The 16,623-nt window shown below is 63.5% G+C and carries 11 protein-coding genes; 9 read left to right on the top strand and 2 right to left on the bottom strand.

Going from position 1 to position 16,623, the window contains the following annotated elements; translation table 11 throughout:
* The first annotated feature begins 12 nt into the window (after nucleotides 1–12).
* From ccmE to FJ940_RS22700, 8 genes are all read left to right on the top strand, one after another.
* On the top strand, nucleotides 13–456 hold the full coding sequence (gene ccmE, locus FJ940_RS22735; protein ID WP_140494692.1) for a cytochrome c maturation protein CcmE: 444 nt from the start codon (nucleotides 13–15) through the stop codon (nucleotides 454–456).
* 29 nt (nucleotides 457–485) lie between these two features.
* On the top strand, nucleotides 486–2,477 hold the full coding sequence (locus FJ940_RS22730; protein WP_140494690.1) for a heme lyase CcmF/NrfE family subunit: 1,992 nt from the start codon (nucleotides 486–488) through the stop codon (nucleotides 2,475–2,477).
* Nucleotides 2,474–2,941, top strand: coding sequence for a cytochrome c-type biogenesis protein (locus FJ940_RS22725; RefSeq protein ID WP_140494688.1), 468 nt, complete (start codon nucleotides 2,474–2,476; stop codon nucleotides 2,939–2,941). The genes FJ940_RS22730 and FJ940_RS22725 overlap by 4 nt, the downstream gene beginning before the upstream one ends.
* A gap of 135 nt (nucleotides 2,942–3,076) precedes the next feature.
* On the top strand, nucleotides 3,077–4,621 hold the full coding sequence (locus tag FJ940_RS22720) for a Do family serine endopeptidase (protein ID WP_140494686.1): 1,545 nt from the start codon (nucleotides 3,077–3,079) through the stop codon (nucleotides 4,619–4,621).
* A 342-nt stretch (nucleotides 4,622–4,963) separates the two neighbouring features.
* The gene (locus FJ940_RS22715) at nucleotides 4,964–5,638 is read left to right on the top strand and encodes a response regulator transcription factor (RefSeq protein WP_181165141.1); all 675 of its coding nucleotides are present in this window, start codon (nucleotides 4,964–4,966) and stop codon (nucleotides 5,636–5,638) included.
* A gap of 8 nt (nucleotides 5,639–5,646) precedes the next feature.
* Entirely contained in the window at nucleotides 5,647–7,122 is a 1,476-nt protein-coding gene (locus tag FJ940_RS22710) for a HAMP domain-containing sensor histidine kinase (RefSeq protein ID WP_140580859.1), read from the top strand.
* Entirely contained in the window at nucleotides 7,122–10,082 is a 2,961-nt protein-coding gene (locus tag FJ940_RS22705; RefSeq protein ID WP_140657999.1) for a bifunctional [glutamine synthetase] adenylyltransferase/[glutamine synthetase]-adenylyl-L-tyrosine phosphorylase, read from the top strand. The genes FJ940_RS22710 and FJ940_RS22705 overlap by 1 nt, the downstream gene beginning before the upstream one ends.
* Nucleotides 10,083–10,133: 51 nt before the next feature.
* Entirely contained in the window at nucleotides 10,134–10,613 is a 480-nt protein-coding gene (locus FJ940_RS22700) for a hypothetical protein (RefSeq protein WP_140657997.1), read from the top strand.
* Between the two features lie 44 nt (nucleotides 10,614–10,657).
* Here the strand turns inward: FJ940_RS22700 and FJ940_RS22695 are convergent, their stop codons facing one another.
* Nucleotides 10,658–12,982: a PAS domain-containing sensor histidine kinase gene (locus FJ940_RS22695; RefSeq protein WP_140494675.1), complete on the bottom strand. Its 2,325-nt coding sequence runs from the start codon at nucleotides 12,980–12,982 to the stop codon at nucleotides 10,658–10,660.
* 243 nt (nucleotides 12,983–13,225) lie between these two features.
* On the opposite strand from FJ940_RS22695, the gene FJ940_RS22690 reads away from it, so the two are divergent.
* Entirely contained in the window at nucleotides 13,226–13,639 is a 414-nt protein-coding gene (locus tag FJ940_RS22690) for a hypothetical protein (RefSeq protein WP_140517978.1), read from the top strand.
* Between the two features lie 101 nt (nucleotides 13,640–13,740).
* Here the strand turns inward: FJ940_RS22690 and pepN are convergent, their stop codons facing one another.
* Entirely contained in the window at nucleotides 13,741–16,386 is a 2,646-nt protein-coding gene (pepN, locus tag FJ940_RS22685) for an aminopeptidase N (RefSeq protein WP_140657995.1), read from the bottom strand.
* Nucleotides 16,387–16,623 lie beyond the last annotated feature (237 nt).

Raw genomic sequence — 16,623 nt, 5'->3', positions numbered from 1 at the left:
CTGGACCGGACAATGACACGCAAACAGAAACGATTGTCGGTGATCGCGGGCGGCCTGGCCTTCCTCGGCGCCGCCACCGGCCTGACATTCTATGCGCTCGGCCAGAAGGCGTCCTATTTCTACATGCCCGCCGATCTGGCCACGGCGACGGTGCAGCCGGGCCAGCGCATCAGGCTGGGCGGCCTGGTGGAAAAAGGCACGATCCAGCGCGGGCAGGGGGCGACAGTGGCGTTCTCGGTGACCGATACCCATAAATCGGTCAAGGTCACCTATACAGGCATCCTGCCTGACCTATTTCGCGAGGAGCAGGGGGTCATCACCGAGGGCACGTTCGGCCCGGATGGCGTCTTTGTGGCCGACAGCGTTCTGGCCAAGCACGACGAGCGCTACATGCCCAAGGAAGTGGCCGATGGGCTGAAGGCCAAGGGCGTTTGGCAGGAGAGCAAGAGTGAATAGGCAGGCTCGATATAGCCGGGTTGGCGATCATGGTTGAGACCGGACATTTCGCGCTGGTCCTGGCCTTCGCGCTGGCGCTGGTGCAGACGGTGGTGCCGCTGTTTGGCGCCCGCACCAACAATCAGCGCCTGATGGCGGTCGGCGCTCCCGTCGCGATCACCGGCTTTGCCCTGACGGCGCTGTCCTTCGCCGCACTGGTCAGCGCCTATGCGAGCTCCGATTTCTCGGTCGCCAGCGTCTGGGAAAATTCCCATTCGCTGCAGCCGATGATCTATAAGATCACTGGAACCTGGGGCAATCACGAAGGCTCGATGCTGCTCTGGGTGTTGATCCTGACCTTCTTCGGTGCGCTGGTCGCCGCCTTCGGCTCCAACCTGCCGGCGACGCTACGCGCCAACGTGCTTGCCGTGCAGGGTGCGATCGGCGCGACATTCTTCCTGTTTATCCTGGCAACGTCCAATCCCTTCGCCAGGCTTTCGCCGGCGCCCATCGAAGGGCGCGATCTCAATCCCATTTTGCAGGATCTCGGCCTCGCAGTGCACCCGCCACTGCTCTATCTCGGCTATGTCGGCTTTTCGATCTGTTTCTCGTTCTCGGTAGCCGCGCTCATCGACGGACGCATCGATGCGTCCTGGGCGCGATGGGTACGGCCGTGGACCCTGGTGGCCTGGATGTTCCTGACCGGCGGCATCGCCATGGGCTCGTACTGGGCTTATTACGAGCTCGGCTGGGGCGGCTTCTGGTTCTGGGATCCGGTCGAGAACGCCTCCTTCATGCCGTGGCTGGCGGGCACCGCGCTGCTCCATTCGGCCATCGTCATGGAAAAGCGTTCGGCACTGAAGATCTGGACGCTGCTGCTCGCCATCCTGACCTTTTCACTGTCGTTGCTCGGCACCTTCCTGGTGCGTTCGGGCGTCCTGACCTCGGTGCATGCCTTCGCCACCGATCCGACGCGCGGCATCTTCATCCTGTGCATACTGACGTTGTTCATCGGTGGATCATTGACGCTGTTTGCACTGCGTGCCTCGAGGCTGACGGCCGGCGGCCTCTTTCATCCGGTTTCGCGCGAAGGCGCGCTGGTGCTGAATAATTTGTTCCTGACCACGGCCACCGCCACCGTACTCGTCGGTACGCTCTATCCGTTGGCCGTCGAGGCCCTTTCGGCCGACAAGATTTCGGTCGGCGCGCCGTTCTTCGACCTCACCTTCGGACCGCTCATGGTGCCGTTGCTGGCCATGGTTCCGTTCGGGCCGCTGCTGGCCTGGAAGCGCGGCGACGTCTTCGCCGTCGCGCAGCGCCTGATGGCAGCTTTCGCGGCGGCGCTTCTGGCAACGCTGGTCACCGCCCTGTTCATCAACGGCGCTTCGGTATTCGCAGCCCTTGGCGTGGGTCTTGCCGTCTGGCTGATCCTCGGCGCTCTCACCGACCTCGCTGTCAAGGCGGGGTTCGGCAATGTGGCTGCGAGGGTCATGGTCAGGCGCCTGCTCGGCCTGCCGCGCTCGGTCTTCGGCACAGCGCTTGCCCACCTCGGTCTTGGCCTGACCACGCTTGGCATCGTCGGCACGCTTTGCTTCGGCACCGAGAAGATCCTGTCGATGCATGCCGGGCAAACCGTCGAATTGTCCGGCCACACTCTGCGTTTCGTCGGGCTCCATCCGGCGCAGGGACCGAATTACAGCGAGGATCGCGGTCGCTTCCAACTGATCGGTGTCGGCGGCAGTCCGGTTGGCGAAATCAGCTCGGCCAAGCGCTTCTATCCGGTACGCCAGACGACGACGACGGAATCAGGCATCAGGACGATGGGCCTTTCGCAGCTTTACATTTCGCTCGGCGACGAGGGCAATGACGGATCGGTCGTGGTGCGCCTGTGGTGGAAACCGCTGGTGACGCTGATCTGGGGCGGCGGCCTGGTCATGATGGTTGGTGCGGCCATGTCGCTGATGGACAGGCGCCTGCGCGTCGGCGCACCCTCGCGCCGCCGCAAGCAGGCCGGCGCCATGAGCCCCGCGGGCCTGCCATGAAGGCGAAGTTGTCCATCGCGTCGCTCGTGATGGTGCTGGCGCTGTCCTTTGCCGGCACGGCGCTGGCGGTGAAGCCCGACGAGATGCTTGCCGATCCGACGCTGGAAGCGAGAGCGCGAGCGCTGTCGGAAGGGCTGCGCTGCATGGTCTGCCAGAACCAGTCGATCGACGAATCCGATGCCGATCTTGCCCGTGACCTGCGCGTTCTGGTGCGCCAGCGCCTGGTCGCTGGCGATACCGACAAGCAGGTGATGGACTATGTGGTTTCGCGCTACGGCGAGTTCGTGCTGCTGAAGCCGCGCTTCGACCTGCGCAACGCTCTGCTTTGGGGCACGCCGGTGATCCTGCTTTTGGCCGGTGGCCTGTTCGTCGTGCTCAGCGCGAGATCGCGCCGGACACTGGCGACAAAATCCCTCTCCGCCGACGAGCGGGCGGCACTGGAGGCGATCCTGCGCCGCGATTGAGTGCAGGCGGCGATCGTTCGCCAACATTACCAAAATTTCATGCGTCGGAAATGGCGTCGTAATGTACGCCGCTCTAATTCTCTTCCACAGGATGCCGACAAGGCGCGTCCCTTCGAAAAGAGGATACGAGACCCCATGAATATTGCCCCCAATTCATATTCCCGCACCCGCAAGCGTCTCCTGGCTGCCGTCGCTTCCGTCGCCGTTGCCGGCGCGATCGGCGTTGGCGCGTTGACCAGCGGAACCAGCCCCGTTCTGGCCGATGCCGTGCGCGTCGAGGCGCCGCAGGTCCCCAGCTTCGCCGATGTCGTCGAGCGCGTTTCGCCCGCCGTTGTCAGCGTCAAGGTTAAGGCCAAGGTCCAGCCCACCGCCGATGACGGCTCCGACGACCAGGACGGTTTCGACAATTTGCCCAACAATCCGCAGCTGCGCCGCTTTTTCAAGGAATTCCGCGGCTTTGGCGATCAGGGCGGCCAGAACGACGATGGCCACCGCCGGTTCGGGCATCGTGACCGCGGTAATGGCGAGCCGCGCCCGGTGGCTCAAGGGTCGGGCTTCTTCATCTCCGAGGATGGCTATCTCGTCACCAACAACCATGTCGTCGAAGAGGGCACCGCCTTCACCGTGGTGACCAATGACGGCAAGGAACTCGACGCCAAGCTGGTCGGTACCGACCCGCGCACCGACCTCGCGGTGCTCAAGGTCGAGGGTGGCGGCAAATTTACCTATGTCGACTTCGCCGACGACTCCAAGGTTCGGGTCGGCGATTGGGTCGTGGCCGTCGGCAACCCCTTCGGTCTCGGCGGCACCGTCACCGCCGGCATTGTCTCGGCGCGGGGCCGTGACATCGGCGCCGGTCCCTATGATGATTTCATCCAGATCGACGCCTCGGTCAACCGCGGCAATTCTGGCGGCCCGACCTTCAACCTCAGCGGTCAGGTGGTCGGCATCAACACCGCTATCTTCTCGCCTTCCGGCGGCAGCGTCGGCATCGCCTTCGACATTCCTGCCTCGACCGCCAAGCAGGTCGTCGAGGATCTGATGAAGAGCGGTGCCGTGCAGCGCGGCTGGCTCGGCGTCGAGATCCAGCCGGTCACATCAGACATCGCCGAATCGCTCGGCCTGAAGTCCAACAACGGCGCACTGGTATCCAGCGCACAGGACGACGGCCCCGGCAAGAAGAGCGGCATCACCGCCGGTGACGTGATCACCCAGGTCGACGGCAAGGATGTTGCTTCGCCGAAGGAACTCGCCCGCCTGATTGGCGCCTATTCGCCGGGCAAGTCGGTTGACGTCACGGTCTGGCGCGACGGCAAGAGCCAGAGCGTCAAGGTGGAGCTCGGCAAGCTGCCTTCAAGCGACAAGCAGGCCTCGGCCGACGACAAGCCTGCGGCTCCGGCTAAGGCCGATACGCTCGCCGATCTCGGTCTGACCGTCACCAAATCCGAGAACGGCAAGGGTTTGGTGGTGACCGATGTCGATCCCGACAGCGATGCCGCCGACCGTGGCATCCAGCCGGGCGACATCATCACCGCGGTCAATTCGATGGAAGTCAACGGCACCGACGACGTCACCAAGGCCATGGACGAAGCGGTGAAATCCGGGCGCAAGGCTGTCCTGATGCAGATCACCCGCGACGACAACAACCGCTTTGTGGCGCTGCCCGTCGCCAAGGGCTGAGAACGACTTTTCCAGTGCGGCGGTTTCAAACACCCCCGAGCCGCCGCACGGGAAGTATGGAGCCGAGCACGTTAGTCAGTCATCGTGCTCCCCTCCGGCGGCAGCGGGCTTCCCATCGCCCGCTGCCGCACTCACCCCGCGGACCATGCGCTCAGGCTGAGCGAACAAGCGGAGCGCTTTGGTGGCAACGGCATGCCGGCAGCATGCTGGGAAAGTAACACCAGAGAACCAAGACTTTATCGCGCGCGGCCTGGATCATCTTGATCGCGATGCGCTTTGGCGAAGGCTAAAATGCAGATGCCGGCTACTCAATCTTCCAGCGAAATCGCGTATAACGGTCCTATGAAGATTCTCGTCATAGAAGACGATCGCGAGGCTGCGGATTATCTGCAGAAAGCCTTTACCGAGGCCGGGCACACCGCGCATGTCGCGGGTGACGGCGAGACCGGCTTCGCGCTCGCCGATGCCGGCGACTACGACGTGATGGTCATCGACCGGATGATGCCGCGCCGCGACGGCCTTTCGGTCATCGCCGGCCTGCGCTCCAGGGGGAACGCCACGCCGGTGCTGATCCTGTCGGCGCTGGGCGAGGTCGACGATCGGGTCACCGGCCTACGCGCCGGCGGCGACGATTATCTGACCAAGCCCTATGCCTTTTCCGAGCTGCTCGCCCGCGTCGAGGTGCTGAACCGCCGGGCCAGCGCCAAGGAAGCCGAAACCGTCTACCGCGTCGGCGATCTCGAACTTGACCGGCTTTCGCATTCGGTCAGGCGCGCCGGACGCGAGATCACGCTGCAGCCACGCGAGTTCCGCCTGCTTGAATATCTGATGCGCCATGCCGGTCAGGTGGTGACGCGCACCATGCTGCTCGAAAATGTCTGGGATTATCATTTCGATCCGCAGACCAACGTCATCGACGTCCATGTCTCGCGACTGCGCGGCAAGATCGAAAAAGGCTTCGACAAGCCCATCCTGCATACGATTCGCGGCGCCGGTTACATGCTTAGGGCCGGTTAGGCGACGGCATGGCCCTTTCCGTGCCTGCCATCATGAAGACGACGGCTGCGCGGCTCTCGGCGCTCTATCTCCTGCTCTTCGCGCTCTGCGCCGTACTGCTTGTCCTCTACATGACCTCGCTTTCAGCGCGCATGCTGACCGCGCAGACGCAGGAGACCATCAACGACGAAGTGCTCGGCCTTGCCCGCGCCTACCAGCGCGGCGGCCTGCCTGTCCTGGTGCGCGTGGTGGAGCAGCGCTCGCGCCAGCCCGGCGCCAATCTCTATTTGATCGCCGACGCCAACGGCCAGATCCTGACCGGCAATGTCCAGAGCCTGGAGCCGGGGGTGATCGAAACCGAAGGCTGGACGACCGAGCCGTTCTCCTACCGTCGTTTCGGCGAAGGCGAGCTCGACCGGCAGCGCAGCACACCTTCCGATCAGACCACGCCCCAAGCCGGCGATACGGCGGTCCGATCCGAAGGCGAGAAGGGCCACAATGCGATCGCCCTGGTGCTGCGCCTGCCGAACCAGATGATCATGCTGGTCGGCCGCGATCTGGGCGAACCTGAGCGGTTCCGCGCCGTCATCCGCCGCTCCCTGATGCTGGCGCTCGGCATGATGGGGCTGGGCGGGCTGTTGATCTGGTTTTTCGTCGGCCGCGCCGCGCTGAAGCGCATCGATGGCGTTTCGGAAGCCAGCCGCCGCATCATGGGCGGCGATCTTTCGGGCCGGCTGCCGGTGACCGGCGCCGGTGACGAATTCGACCGGCTTTCCGAGAACCTCAATGCCATGCTGGCCAGGATCGCCATGCTCAACGAGGGGCTGAAGCAGGTTTCCGACAACATCGCGCATGATCTGAAGACGCCGCTGACCCGGCTGCGCAACCGCGCCGAGGCGACGCTTTCGGGCAAGCACAAGACGTCGAACTACCGCCAGGCGCTGGAAGGCACCATCGCCGAGTCCGACCAGCTCATTAAGACCTTCAACGCCATCCTGATGATCTCCCGGCTGGAGGCGGGTTATTCCTCCGAAAGCACCAGTCGCGTCGATCTGGCCGCAGCCGTGCGCGATGTCGTCGAACTCTACGAGCCGGTGGCGGAAGAGGCTGGCGTTTCGCTCGAAGCCGCGGTCAATGGCGCATTCCTTGTCGACGGCAACCGCGAGCTGATCGGCCAGGCGCTGTCTAACATCGTCGACAATGCGATCAAGTACTCGACCGATTCCACCTCCAAGCCGACTGTCCGCGTGACGCTCGAACGCACGCATGGCGAAATCAGGCTTGTCGTCGCCGACAATGGCCAGGGCATTCCGGACGATGCCGATCGCGCCCGGGCGACCGAACGGTTCGTGCGGCTCGAGAAGAGCCGTTCCCAGCCAGGTTCCGGGCTTGGCCTCAGCCTCGCAAAGGCGGTCATGACATTCCACTATGGCCGGCTTGATCTGTTGCCTGGTAATCCCGGATTATCCGTGGTCATGAGTTTTCCCGCGCGGGAGGATCATTGATGGCGGCGGCTGCAAAGCGGACGGCGAAGGACTGGCTGTTGAAGCCCGCGGCAAGGCTTGCTCCTCTGGACGACAGCCGGGCCCGGCAGGAGCTGGCCGAGATCGCCACCTTGGCACGCGAAGAAGGATTGACACGGCTGGCGAAATTCCTGGCTGGAACGGGTGAGGCGCAGGACTTCCTGGCCGCTGTCTTCGACCTGTCGCCGTTCCTGCGTGACATGGCGCGTCGCCGGCCGCAGATATTGGATGGGCTTTTCGACCAGCCGGTCGAGGCCCGGCTGAAGGCGATCATCGTGGCGATCGACCGGGCATCGTTCTCCGAGACGATCTCCGAATCCAGATTGATGATGGAACTGCGGCAATGGAAGGCCGATGCGCATTTCCTGATCGCGCTGGCCGATCTGGCCGCCGAGGCCGAGACCTCGCTTACGGTGCGGCGGTTGAGCGACCTTGCCGATGCGTGCACGCGCGCCGCCGTCGATTTTCTGCTGCGCGACGCGCATGGCCAGGGCAAGCTGAAGTTGCCGGATCCCGCCAATCCCTCGAACCGGTCGGGCTGGATCCTGCTCGGCATGGGCAAGCTTGGCGCGCATGAGCTCAATTTTTCCTCCGATATCGACCTCGTGGTCTTCTTCGACCCGGAAGCGTCGGCCGTCGTCGATCCGCTCGATGCGACGGAGCTGTTTTCGCGGCTGACGCGCCGTCTGGTGCGCATCCTGCAGGACCGCACCGAACATGGTTATGTCTTCCGCACCGACCTCAGGCTGCGTCCCGATCCCGGTTCGACCCCGCTGGCGATCCCGGTCGAGGCGGCGCTGCGCTACTACGAGGCGCGCGGCCAGAACTGGGAGCGCGCTGCCATGATCAAGGCGCGTCCTGTGGCCGGCGATCTGGACGCCGGCACCGCTTTCCTCAAGGAGCTCCAACCTTACATCTGGCGCAAATACATGGACTATGCCGCGATCGCCGACGTCCACTCGATCAAACGCCAGATCCACGCCCACAAGGGGCATGGCGAAATCGCGGTCAAGGGCCACAACGTCAAGCTCGGGCGCGGCGGCATCCGCGAGATCGAGTTCTTCGTCCAGACGCAGCAGCTCATCGCCGGCGGCCGCTTCCCGGAACTGCGAGGCCGCGAGACCGTGCCGATGCTCGGCCAACTGGCCGCGCGCGGCTGGATCACCGCCGAGGCACGCGACGCACTGGCCCGGCAATATTGGTTCCTGCGCAGGGTCGAGCATGCCATCCAGATGGTGGCCGACGAGCAGACGCACACCCTGCCGGAGGATGATGAAGAGCTGGAGCGAATCGCGCGCATGCTGGGCTTTGCCGATGCGGCTGCTTTTTCCCTGGGCTTCCGCGCCTCGCTGCAGCAGGTCGAACGTCACTACGCGGCGCTGTTCGAAACCGCGCCGGAGCTTTCGGCAGGCATCGGCAATCTGGTCTTCACCGGCGACGTCGACGACCCCGATACGCTGCAGACGTTGCACGGTCTCGGCTTCCAGCGAACGAGCGACATCTGCCGCGTGATCCGTGGCTGGCATTTCGGTCGCTACCGCGTCACCCAGTCGGCTGAGGCGCGCGAACGGCTGACGGAACTGACGCCGGCGCTGCTCAAGGCTTTCGGCCAGACGCGTCGGGCCGATGAGGCGTTGATCCGTTTCGACGAGTTCCTCGCCGGCCTGCCTGCAGGCATCCAGCTCTTCTCGCTGCTCCAGTCCAATCCGGCGCTGCTGAAGCTTATGGCGACGATCATGGGCGCCGCGCCACGACTGGCCGCGATCATCACGCGCCGGCCACATGTGTTCGATGGCCTGCTCGATCCCGCTCTTCTCACCGAATTGCCGGATCGTGGCTATCTATCGGCACGGCTTACCGCTTTCCTCGAAGGCGACCGCGCCTATGAGGACGTTCTCGATCGTTTGCGCATCTTTGCCTCCGAGCAGAAATTCCTGATCGGCGTGCGGCTGCTCGCCGGCTCGATCGATCCGGCCCGCGCAGGCCGCGCCTTTTCTGACCTGGCCGACCTCACCATCGAGGCCGCGTTGCGCGCTGTTATGGCCGAATTCGAGGCGCGCCATGGCACAATCGCCGGTGGCGTGGTTTCGCTGCTCGGCATGGGCAAGCTCGGCAGCCGTGAATTGACGGCGGGGTCGGATGTCGACCTCATCCTGCTCTACGATCACGATGCGGACGCCGAGGAATCCGACGGTGAAAAACCGCTGGCGCCCTCGCATTACTACACCAGGATGACGCAGCGCCTCATCTCGGCCGTTTCCGCGCCGACCGCGGAAGGCGTGCTCTATGAACTCGACCTGCGGCTGCGGCCGTCCGGCAACAAGGGGCCGGTGGCCACCCACGTCGACGCCTTCAAGAAATACCAGCGCCAGGAGGCCTGGACCTGGGAGCACATGGCGCTGTCGCGGGCGCGCGCCATTGCCGGAGATGCCAGGCTCTGTGCCGAGGTCGAAGCCGACGTTGCGGCGGTGCTCGGGCAATCGCGCGACGCAGCAAAGGTGAAAGCGGAAGCGTCCGACATGCGCGCCATGATCGAAAAGGAAAAGCCGCCGCGCGACCTCTGGGACATCAAACTCATTGCCGGCGGCCTGATCGATCTCGAATTCATCGCCCAGGTGGCCGTCGTCACGGGCAATGTCGAGTCCGGCCGCAGGGTCACGGCAACCGCGGAGGTATTGTCGCGCCTTGCGCCACAATTCGCAGCCGCCGATGTCAGGGACGAGCTTGGCGAGGCCTACCGCCTCTATCTGGCGCTGACCCAGATGATCAGGCTTTGCCTCACCGGCCAGTTCGAGCGGCACGATGTGCCGCCGGGACTTTCGGATCTGCTTCTGGCGGTCACCGACTTGCCGGATTTCGGTGTGCTGGAAGCACATCTCAAGGAGACGTCGCGGAAGGTCAGGAAGGATTTCGACCTTCTGCTTCGTGCCGGGCGGCCGTGATCAATGGCCGTGCGGATCGCATCGGGGGTGACGATGCAACAGGAGAAGACCATGAGAAAGACAACCAAGCTCGCATTCGCCTTCATCGCGTTGGCAGGAGCCGTCGGCACTGCGGCCTATGCCGAGAACATCGACAGCGCAAACATGCGTGAGCGCACGATGATGCGCCTCAACAAGGCGATCAAGGATAATGACGGCACTATCAGCTTCGACCAGTTCTCAAGCGTCATGGATTCGCGGTTGAAGAAGCTGGTTGCCGACAATGGTGGCAAGCTCACGGTGGAGCAGCTCGCCGCCGCACTGGAAAAGGCCCGCTACGAGCGCATGGCCAAGCGCATCATCGCGCGTTACGACACCAAGGGCGACGGTACGCTGACGACGGACGACATCGCCGGTCGCGACAAGAAGCTCTTTGCCCTGCTCGACAAGAACAACGACGGAAAGATCAAGAAGGGCGAACTGCCAAAGGGCGGCCGCTTTGGCCTGCACCCTCAGCGGGATGACGAAGGCGACGATGACAGCATGCAATAACGCCTTCCGGCACGGGCTTCGGCGACATCGCCGGAGCCCGTTGCTCAAGCCGCGACCTTGACCACGGGCGTCGCCTTCTTCACCGGAATGCGCACCGACACGATCGTGCCGACACCTTCGGTTGAGCGGATTTTCAGGGCACCGCCTTGCAGTTCGGCCAGAGAGCGCGAGATGGCGAGGCCGAGGCCGGACCCGGCATGGCTCTTGGAGAACTGGTTCTGCACCTGTTCGAAAGGCCGTCCGAGCTTGCCGAGCGCCTCCTTCGGGATGCCGCAGCCATTATCCTCGATAGTCAGCACCAGCGCCCCTGAGGTATTGCGGGCCCTGACCGATATGTGGCCGCCTTGGCCGGTGAATTTCACTGCGTTGGACAAAAGGTTTATGACGATCTGCTTGATCGCTCGGCGGTCGGCAAACAGCGTCAGCGCGTCGGCGATGCGGGTCTCCACGGTGATCGCCTTCTGTGCGGCCTGCAGCGAGACGACCCTGACCGTCTCGCTGATCAGCGGGCCGAGATCGATCTCTTCGCGGTCGAGCGAGAATTGGCCGGCCTCGATTTTCGACATGTCGAGAATGTCGTTGATGACGCCCAGGAGATATTTGCCACTGCTGTTGATGTCGGTGGCGTATTCCTCGTAGCGCTCCGATCCCAGCGGGCCGAACAGCCCCTGTTCCATCAGCTCGGAGAAGCCGATGATCGCGTTCAAGGGCGTGCGCAGTTCATGCGACATGTTGGCCAGGAATTCGGACTTGGCCCGGTTCGCCGCTTCGGCGCGCTCGGTTTCCTTCATGTATTTGCGGTTGAGCTCGACCAGTTCGCGCGCGCGCTCCTCTTCGGCCCGGCGGGCGAGGCTGAGATCGTGTATGGTCGCCATCAGCCGGCGCTCGCTGTCGACCAGCTTTTCTTGATGCAGCTTGATCTGGGTGATGTCGGATCCGACCGAGACAATGCCGCCGTCGCGGGTTCTGAGTTCGTTGACCTGCAACCAGCGGCCGTCGGCCAGCTGCCGTTCGAACGTCGCGCCGCCCTGCGGTCCATTGCTGTTGGCAAGCCGCCGATCGGAAGCGAAAGCGAGCATGCGCTCTTCCAGCGTGGCGCGCACGGCGCCTGGCATCACGTCACGGTCCGAAAGGCCATTGTCCTTCTGGTATTTGGAATTGCACATGATCAGCCGCTCGGCGGCATCCCACAGCACGAAGGACTCGTTGATGTTCTCGATCGCCGTCCTCAGGCGCAAATCGGCTGCCTCGGAACGAAGCGCCAGGTGACGCTGCTCGGTGACGTCGACGGCGATGCCGATCAACTGGATTTCGGGTGCTTCCGGATCCATGACCTGCGCCCTTGCGCGCATCCATACCCACTGCCCGTCGGCATGCCGCATCCGGAACACCTGATCGATATGATCGATCTCGCGCGCGACGATCTTGTTGGCGAGCTGGAACAAGTCGCCATCATCGGGATGGATGATCTCGTCGACCTCGCCGAAGGACAGCATCGTGTCGCATGGCTCGTAGCCCAGCATGTCGTACATCGAGCGCGACCAATACATCTTGCCGCGCACCATGTCCCAGTCCCACAAGCCGCAGCGGCCGCGTACCAGCGCCATGTCGATGCGTTGATGCGCTTCGAGATAGATGCGGTCGGCCGCCTGCGCGCGCGCCGCCTGGCCGAAATAGGCATAGAGGATGATGATCAGCACGCCGGCCGTCAGTACGAACAGCGTCACATTCAGCGAGACTGTCTTGCGCCAGGCGTCGAAAACCGCGTCCTGCGGCACCAGCGCCGCTGCCGCGCCTTTGCGACCGTTCGTCAGGCTGACCGCTGCATACCAGTCCTGCCCGCCAATATCGACCTCCATCACTCCGGCGCGGTCGCCGAACATGAACAGAGGCTGGCCGCCCTGGGCGAGGCTATCCAGCGAACGGCCTTGCCAGGACATCGAGCGCGGCGTCACCGCGGTGATCTTGAAGGCGCTGTCGGTGATGACAAGAACGTGGCCGCGGCTCATCGCGCCCTGGCGGCTGGTCGTTTCCAACAGGTCCTGGATGGCGCCCGGCGCGGTGTCGGACGTGGTGGCCAGCGAACTCGCCAGTTGACCGGACGCCAGCATCAGGATCGCCTTGGCGTTGCGCTCGATATCGTCGCGTTCGTTCATCAGCGACAGGACGCGCAGCGCCGCGATCGCGATCAGGAAGATGACGATGAGAGCCGGTATCGATCGGCGCAGCAATGGCTCCGCCGCCAGAAGCCGCTTGTAGGCCGGTTCGGCGATGAGCCGCGTATTCCCGGCAAGGCCGTCGCCTCGCGGCGTCTCGCGACGCGCAAAAGCTATCCCTCCGGGCGCGCCCCACGCGTCCGCCTTCGCCATAAATGGCACTCCCCGATTTGCCTATGCTTGATGATCCGGCAAACGCCGCACTTCCGAATCGCCATTAAAGAATCAAAGGTGATTCGCCTTGTCCAGTGGTCCGGCGAAAAAAGATTAAAAATCGACTAAAATAGCGGCTTTTCCGCCAACCGAGCAGAGGCATGCGATGGCGATTACCGTGGAAAGGGCATAATATTAGAAATCACGCATGTTCCGTGCGGGATTGCACATTGGGAGGAAAGCATGAATCGCAGATCTGCAATTGCTCTCGGCGTGTCAGCGGCAGCGGTAACGCCTTTGTTCGCCCTGGCGGCGTCGGTAAAAACGAGGACATACGGCCCGAAGGAGGGCAAGGAGATTGCGCCCGGCATCAGAGTGGTGGAGGTAGGCACGGGAAACTCAGACATTCCTGCCTACAAAAGCATCTCAATCGTCGATGTCGTGTTTCAGCCCGGCACACATGCGCCGGCGATGGTGATGGACAACGACATGGTATGCACCATCACTGCGGGCGAATTCACGATCAAGAAGGCCGACAAGGAGTTCAAGCTCAAGGAAGGCGACATATACACTTGCGCCAAGGGCAAGACCGACGAGGCGACGAATACGAGCGCCGAGGTCGGCGTGCATCGCATCGCCATGTTGATACCCGCGTAGGGAGGCGGGAATCCGTTCGAGCAGCAGAAGCACAGCCTGACGGGCCGGTGGCGTTGCCTTGGCATTGCCGCCGACCACCATGGTGGTCGCTTGGGTCTGGCTCACGCCAGCGTACGCTCGACGATATCGCTTAAATCCGCCGACAGGTTTTCGGCATTGGCGATCGAAAGCAGCGCTTCCCTGGCCTTGGCCTGCCTGCCAGGTTCGAGCGAACGCCACGACCGGAGCGCCGTTGCCAATCTTGCCGCCACCTGCGGATTGCGTTTTTCGACCTCGAGCACGGTCTGCGTGAAGAATCGGTAGCCTTCGCCGTCGGCGCGGTGGAATCCGGTCTGGTTGGCACTGGAGAATGTGCCGATTAACGAGCGCACCCGGTTCGGATTGGCCATCGAGAAGGCCGGATGCGTGGTCAGGGCGCGAACCGTCTCCACCGCCTGCGGACCGGGTACGCTGGCCTGAATCTGGAACCATTTGTCCATCACAAGCGGGTCGGACGCATATGTATCTTCGAAAGCCGCCAGTGCCTTGTTTGCCTCCGGCGAACCATGGTGGCGGTGCGCGAGCACGGTCAGTGCCGCGGCGCGGTCAGTCATATTGGTGGCCGACCGGAAGTGCTCCGCCGCAAGCCCGGCGCCATCTGACAGCAGCGAGAGATAATCGAGCATGACGTTGCGCAGCGCCCGCCGTCCGGCGGAAGCTGCGTCCGGGCTGAACGGGCCGGCGTCGGCAAGCCGCTCGTAGAGGCCGGCGAACGCGTCGCGGTTAGCCCTGGCGATTGCCAGCGCCAGCGCCTCGCGCGCAGCGAAGATGGCGTTGGGTTCGATGTTTTTGCCGATGTCGCGCGCTATGTCGGTCTCGCCCGGAAGCGAAAGCGCCAGCGCCCGGTAGGCCGGCTCCAGCGTCTCGTCGCTCGCGATCCTGCCGGCAAGCTCGGTCAGCCGCGCGGTGAAGCCAGGCTCGGCGCCGTCGAGAATCTGGCGGAAGGCCAAGATCAATGCATCCGTAAGCAGCGTGTTGAAGGTCTGCCAGCGCGAGAAGCTGTCGCTGTCGTGGCCGGCAAGGAAGAATTGGTCATCGGTCTTCTGCTCGACGGCAAGCGTTATCGGCGCCGAGAAGCCACGGTTCAGCGAAACCGCCGGACGCTCGGCGACGCCTGAGAAGCGCACCACATGCCGGCGCTTGCGGATGTGGATGATGCCGTCCTCGACGCTGGCGCCGTCGACCGCGTCATAGGCGACCGGCTCGCCGCCGGCGCCAATCAGACCGAAGGCGAGCGGTATGTGCATCAGTCGTTTGCGGCTTTCCGACGGGGTCGGCGGCACCGATTGCTCGATTTCCAGAGTGAATTCCCGCTCCGCCCGGTTATAGGTCGAGCTCACCGCCAGGTTAGGGGTGCCGGCCTGATGGTACCAGAGCGCGAATTGCGACAAGTCGCGGCCGGACACCTCCTCGAACACTGTCAGGAAATCCTCGATCGTCGCCGCCGTGCCGTCGTGCCGCTCGAAATAGAGGTCCATGCCGGCGCGAAAGCTATCAGGCCCGAGGATGGTACGGATCATGCGCACCACCTCCGAGCCTTTTTCGTAGACGGTCGCCGTGTAGAAATTATTGATCTCGCGATAGCGGCGCGGCCTGACCGGATGCGCCAGCGGCCCCTGGTCCTCGGGGAATTGATGCGCGCGCAGCGTGCGTACCTCGGCGATGCGCTTGACCGCACGCGAACGTTGGTCGGCGGAGAATTCGTGGTCGCGATAAACGGTCAGCCCTTCCTTCAGGCAAAGCTGGAACCAGTCGCGGCAAGTGATTCTGTTGCCTGTCCAATTGTGGAAATACTCATGCGCGATGATCGCCTCGATATTGGCGAAATCGGCGTCCGTCGCGGTCTCCCGGTCGGCCAGCACATATTTGTCGTTGAAGACGTTGAGGCCTTTGTTCTCCATCGCCCCCATGTTGAAGTCGGACACGGCGACGATGTTGAAGACATCGAGGTCGTATTCGCGGCCGAATGCCTCCTCGTCCCATTGCATCGATCGCTTCAAGGCATCCATGGCGTAGCCGGCGAGCTTCTCCTTGCCGGGCTCGACATAGATGCCGAGCTCGACCGTGCGGCCGGACATGGTGACGAAACTGTCGGCGACCCGGCCGAGATTGCCGGCGACCAGCGCGAACAGATACGATGGCTTGGGGAAGGGATCGTGCCAAATGGCATAGTGCCAGCCATCGCCGAGATCGCCCTTGTCGACCCGGTTTCCGTTGGACAGAAGCAGCGGCGCCTCGTCGCGGCGGGCTTCGATCCGCACGGTGTAGACGGAAAGGATGTCGGGGCGGTCGAGGAAATAGGTGATGCGGCGGAAGCCCTCTGCTTCGCATTGCGTGCAATAGACGTTGCTTGAGCGGTAGAGGCCCATCAGCGCTTCATTGCCCGACGGCGCCAGCTCGGTCTCGATCGACAGCCGAAAGCGACGCGCCGCCGGGGGCCTGAGGATGGTCAGTCGGTCGGGCGTCACGGCAAAATCCGTCGGCTTGGCTTTCCTGCCGTCGATCTCGACGCGCCTGAGCGTCAGCCCGTCGCCATCCAGCACAAGCGGCGTAGAGGCCGCGACGCCATCCCGGCGCTCGACGGTCAAAATTGCCGTGACGATCGTCGCGCCTGGCGAAAGACGGAATTCAAGGTTCGTTTCCGGAATGAGATAGTCGCTGGGGCGATAGTCTTCGAGTTTGAAGACCTGGCCAGTGTCGGTGCGCATTCCGTGGTTCCTGTCTTTCCGGGCCTGTCCTGCCCGTCCAAAAATTTGAAGTCCGCGCTCTTTACACGAACCGGCGCCTCGACAAAACTGCGACAAGGTCTATTCAGACCCTCCTTTCCAGCATCGCGAGGCAGTCATGGCCGCCGTCTACGACGTCAGGCATATCGAGAGCCCGGCAACGCCGGCGCGCACCTGGGCAACCACGCGGGAAGCGGCGGGAGCGTGACAGCAGGCCGC

Source organism: Mesorhizobium sp. B2-3-7 (assembly GCF_006442695.1).
Lineage (GTDB): Bacteria > Pseudomonadota > Alphaproteobacteria > Rhizobiales > Rhizobiaceae > Mesorhizobium.
The sequence above is the reverse complement of the archived record's forward strand: the minus strand, read 5'-3'. Positions and strand labels throughout refer to the sequence as shown.

Bases quoted from the DNA above. Each gene is read 5' to 3' on its own strand.
- FJ940_RS22710 (WP_140580859.1), top strand. From the start codon at position 5,647: ATGGCCCTTTCCGTGCCTGCCATCATGAAGACGACGGCTGCGCGGCTC.
- FJ940_RS22720 (WP_140494686.1), top strand. From the start codon at position 3,077: ATGAATATTGCCCCCAATTCATATTCCCGCACCCGCAAGCGTCTCCTG.
- pepN (WP_140657995.1), bottom strand. From the start codon at position 16,386: ATGCGCACCGACACTGGCCAGGTCTTCAAACTCGAAGACTATCGCCCC.
- FJ940_RS22695 (WP_140494675.1), bottom strand. From the start codon at position 12,982: ATGGCGAAGGCGGACGCGTGGGGCGCGCCCGGAGGGATAGCTTTTGCG.
- FJ940_RS22730 (WP_140494690.1), top strand. From the start codon at position 486: ATGGTTGAGACCGGACATTTCGCGCTGGTCCTGGCCTTCGCGCTGGCG.
- FJ940_RS22690 (WP_140517978.1), top strand. From the start codon at position 13,226: ATGAATCGCAGATCTGCAATTGCTCTCGGCGTGTCAGCGGCAGCGGTA.
- ccmE (WP_140494692.1), top strand. From the start codon at position 13: ATGACACGCAAACAGAAACGATTGTCGGTGATCGCGGGCGGCCTGGCC.
- FJ940_RS22715 (WP_181165141.1), top strand. From the start codon at position 4,964: ATGAAGATTCTCGTCATAGAAGACGATCGCGAGGCTGCGGATTATCTG.
- FJ940_RS22700 (WP_140657997.1), top strand. From the start codon at position 10,134: ATGAGAAAGACAACCAAGCTCGCATTCGCCTTCATCGCGTTGGCAGGA.
- FJ940_RS22705 (WP_140657999.1), top strand. From the start codon at position 7,122: ATGGCGGCGGCTGCAAAGCGGACGGCGAAGGACTGGCTGTTGAAGCCC.
- FJ940_RS22725 (WP_140494688.1), top strand. From the start codon at position 2,474: ATGAAGGCGAAGTTGTCCATCGCGTCGCTCGTGATGGTGCTGGCGCTG.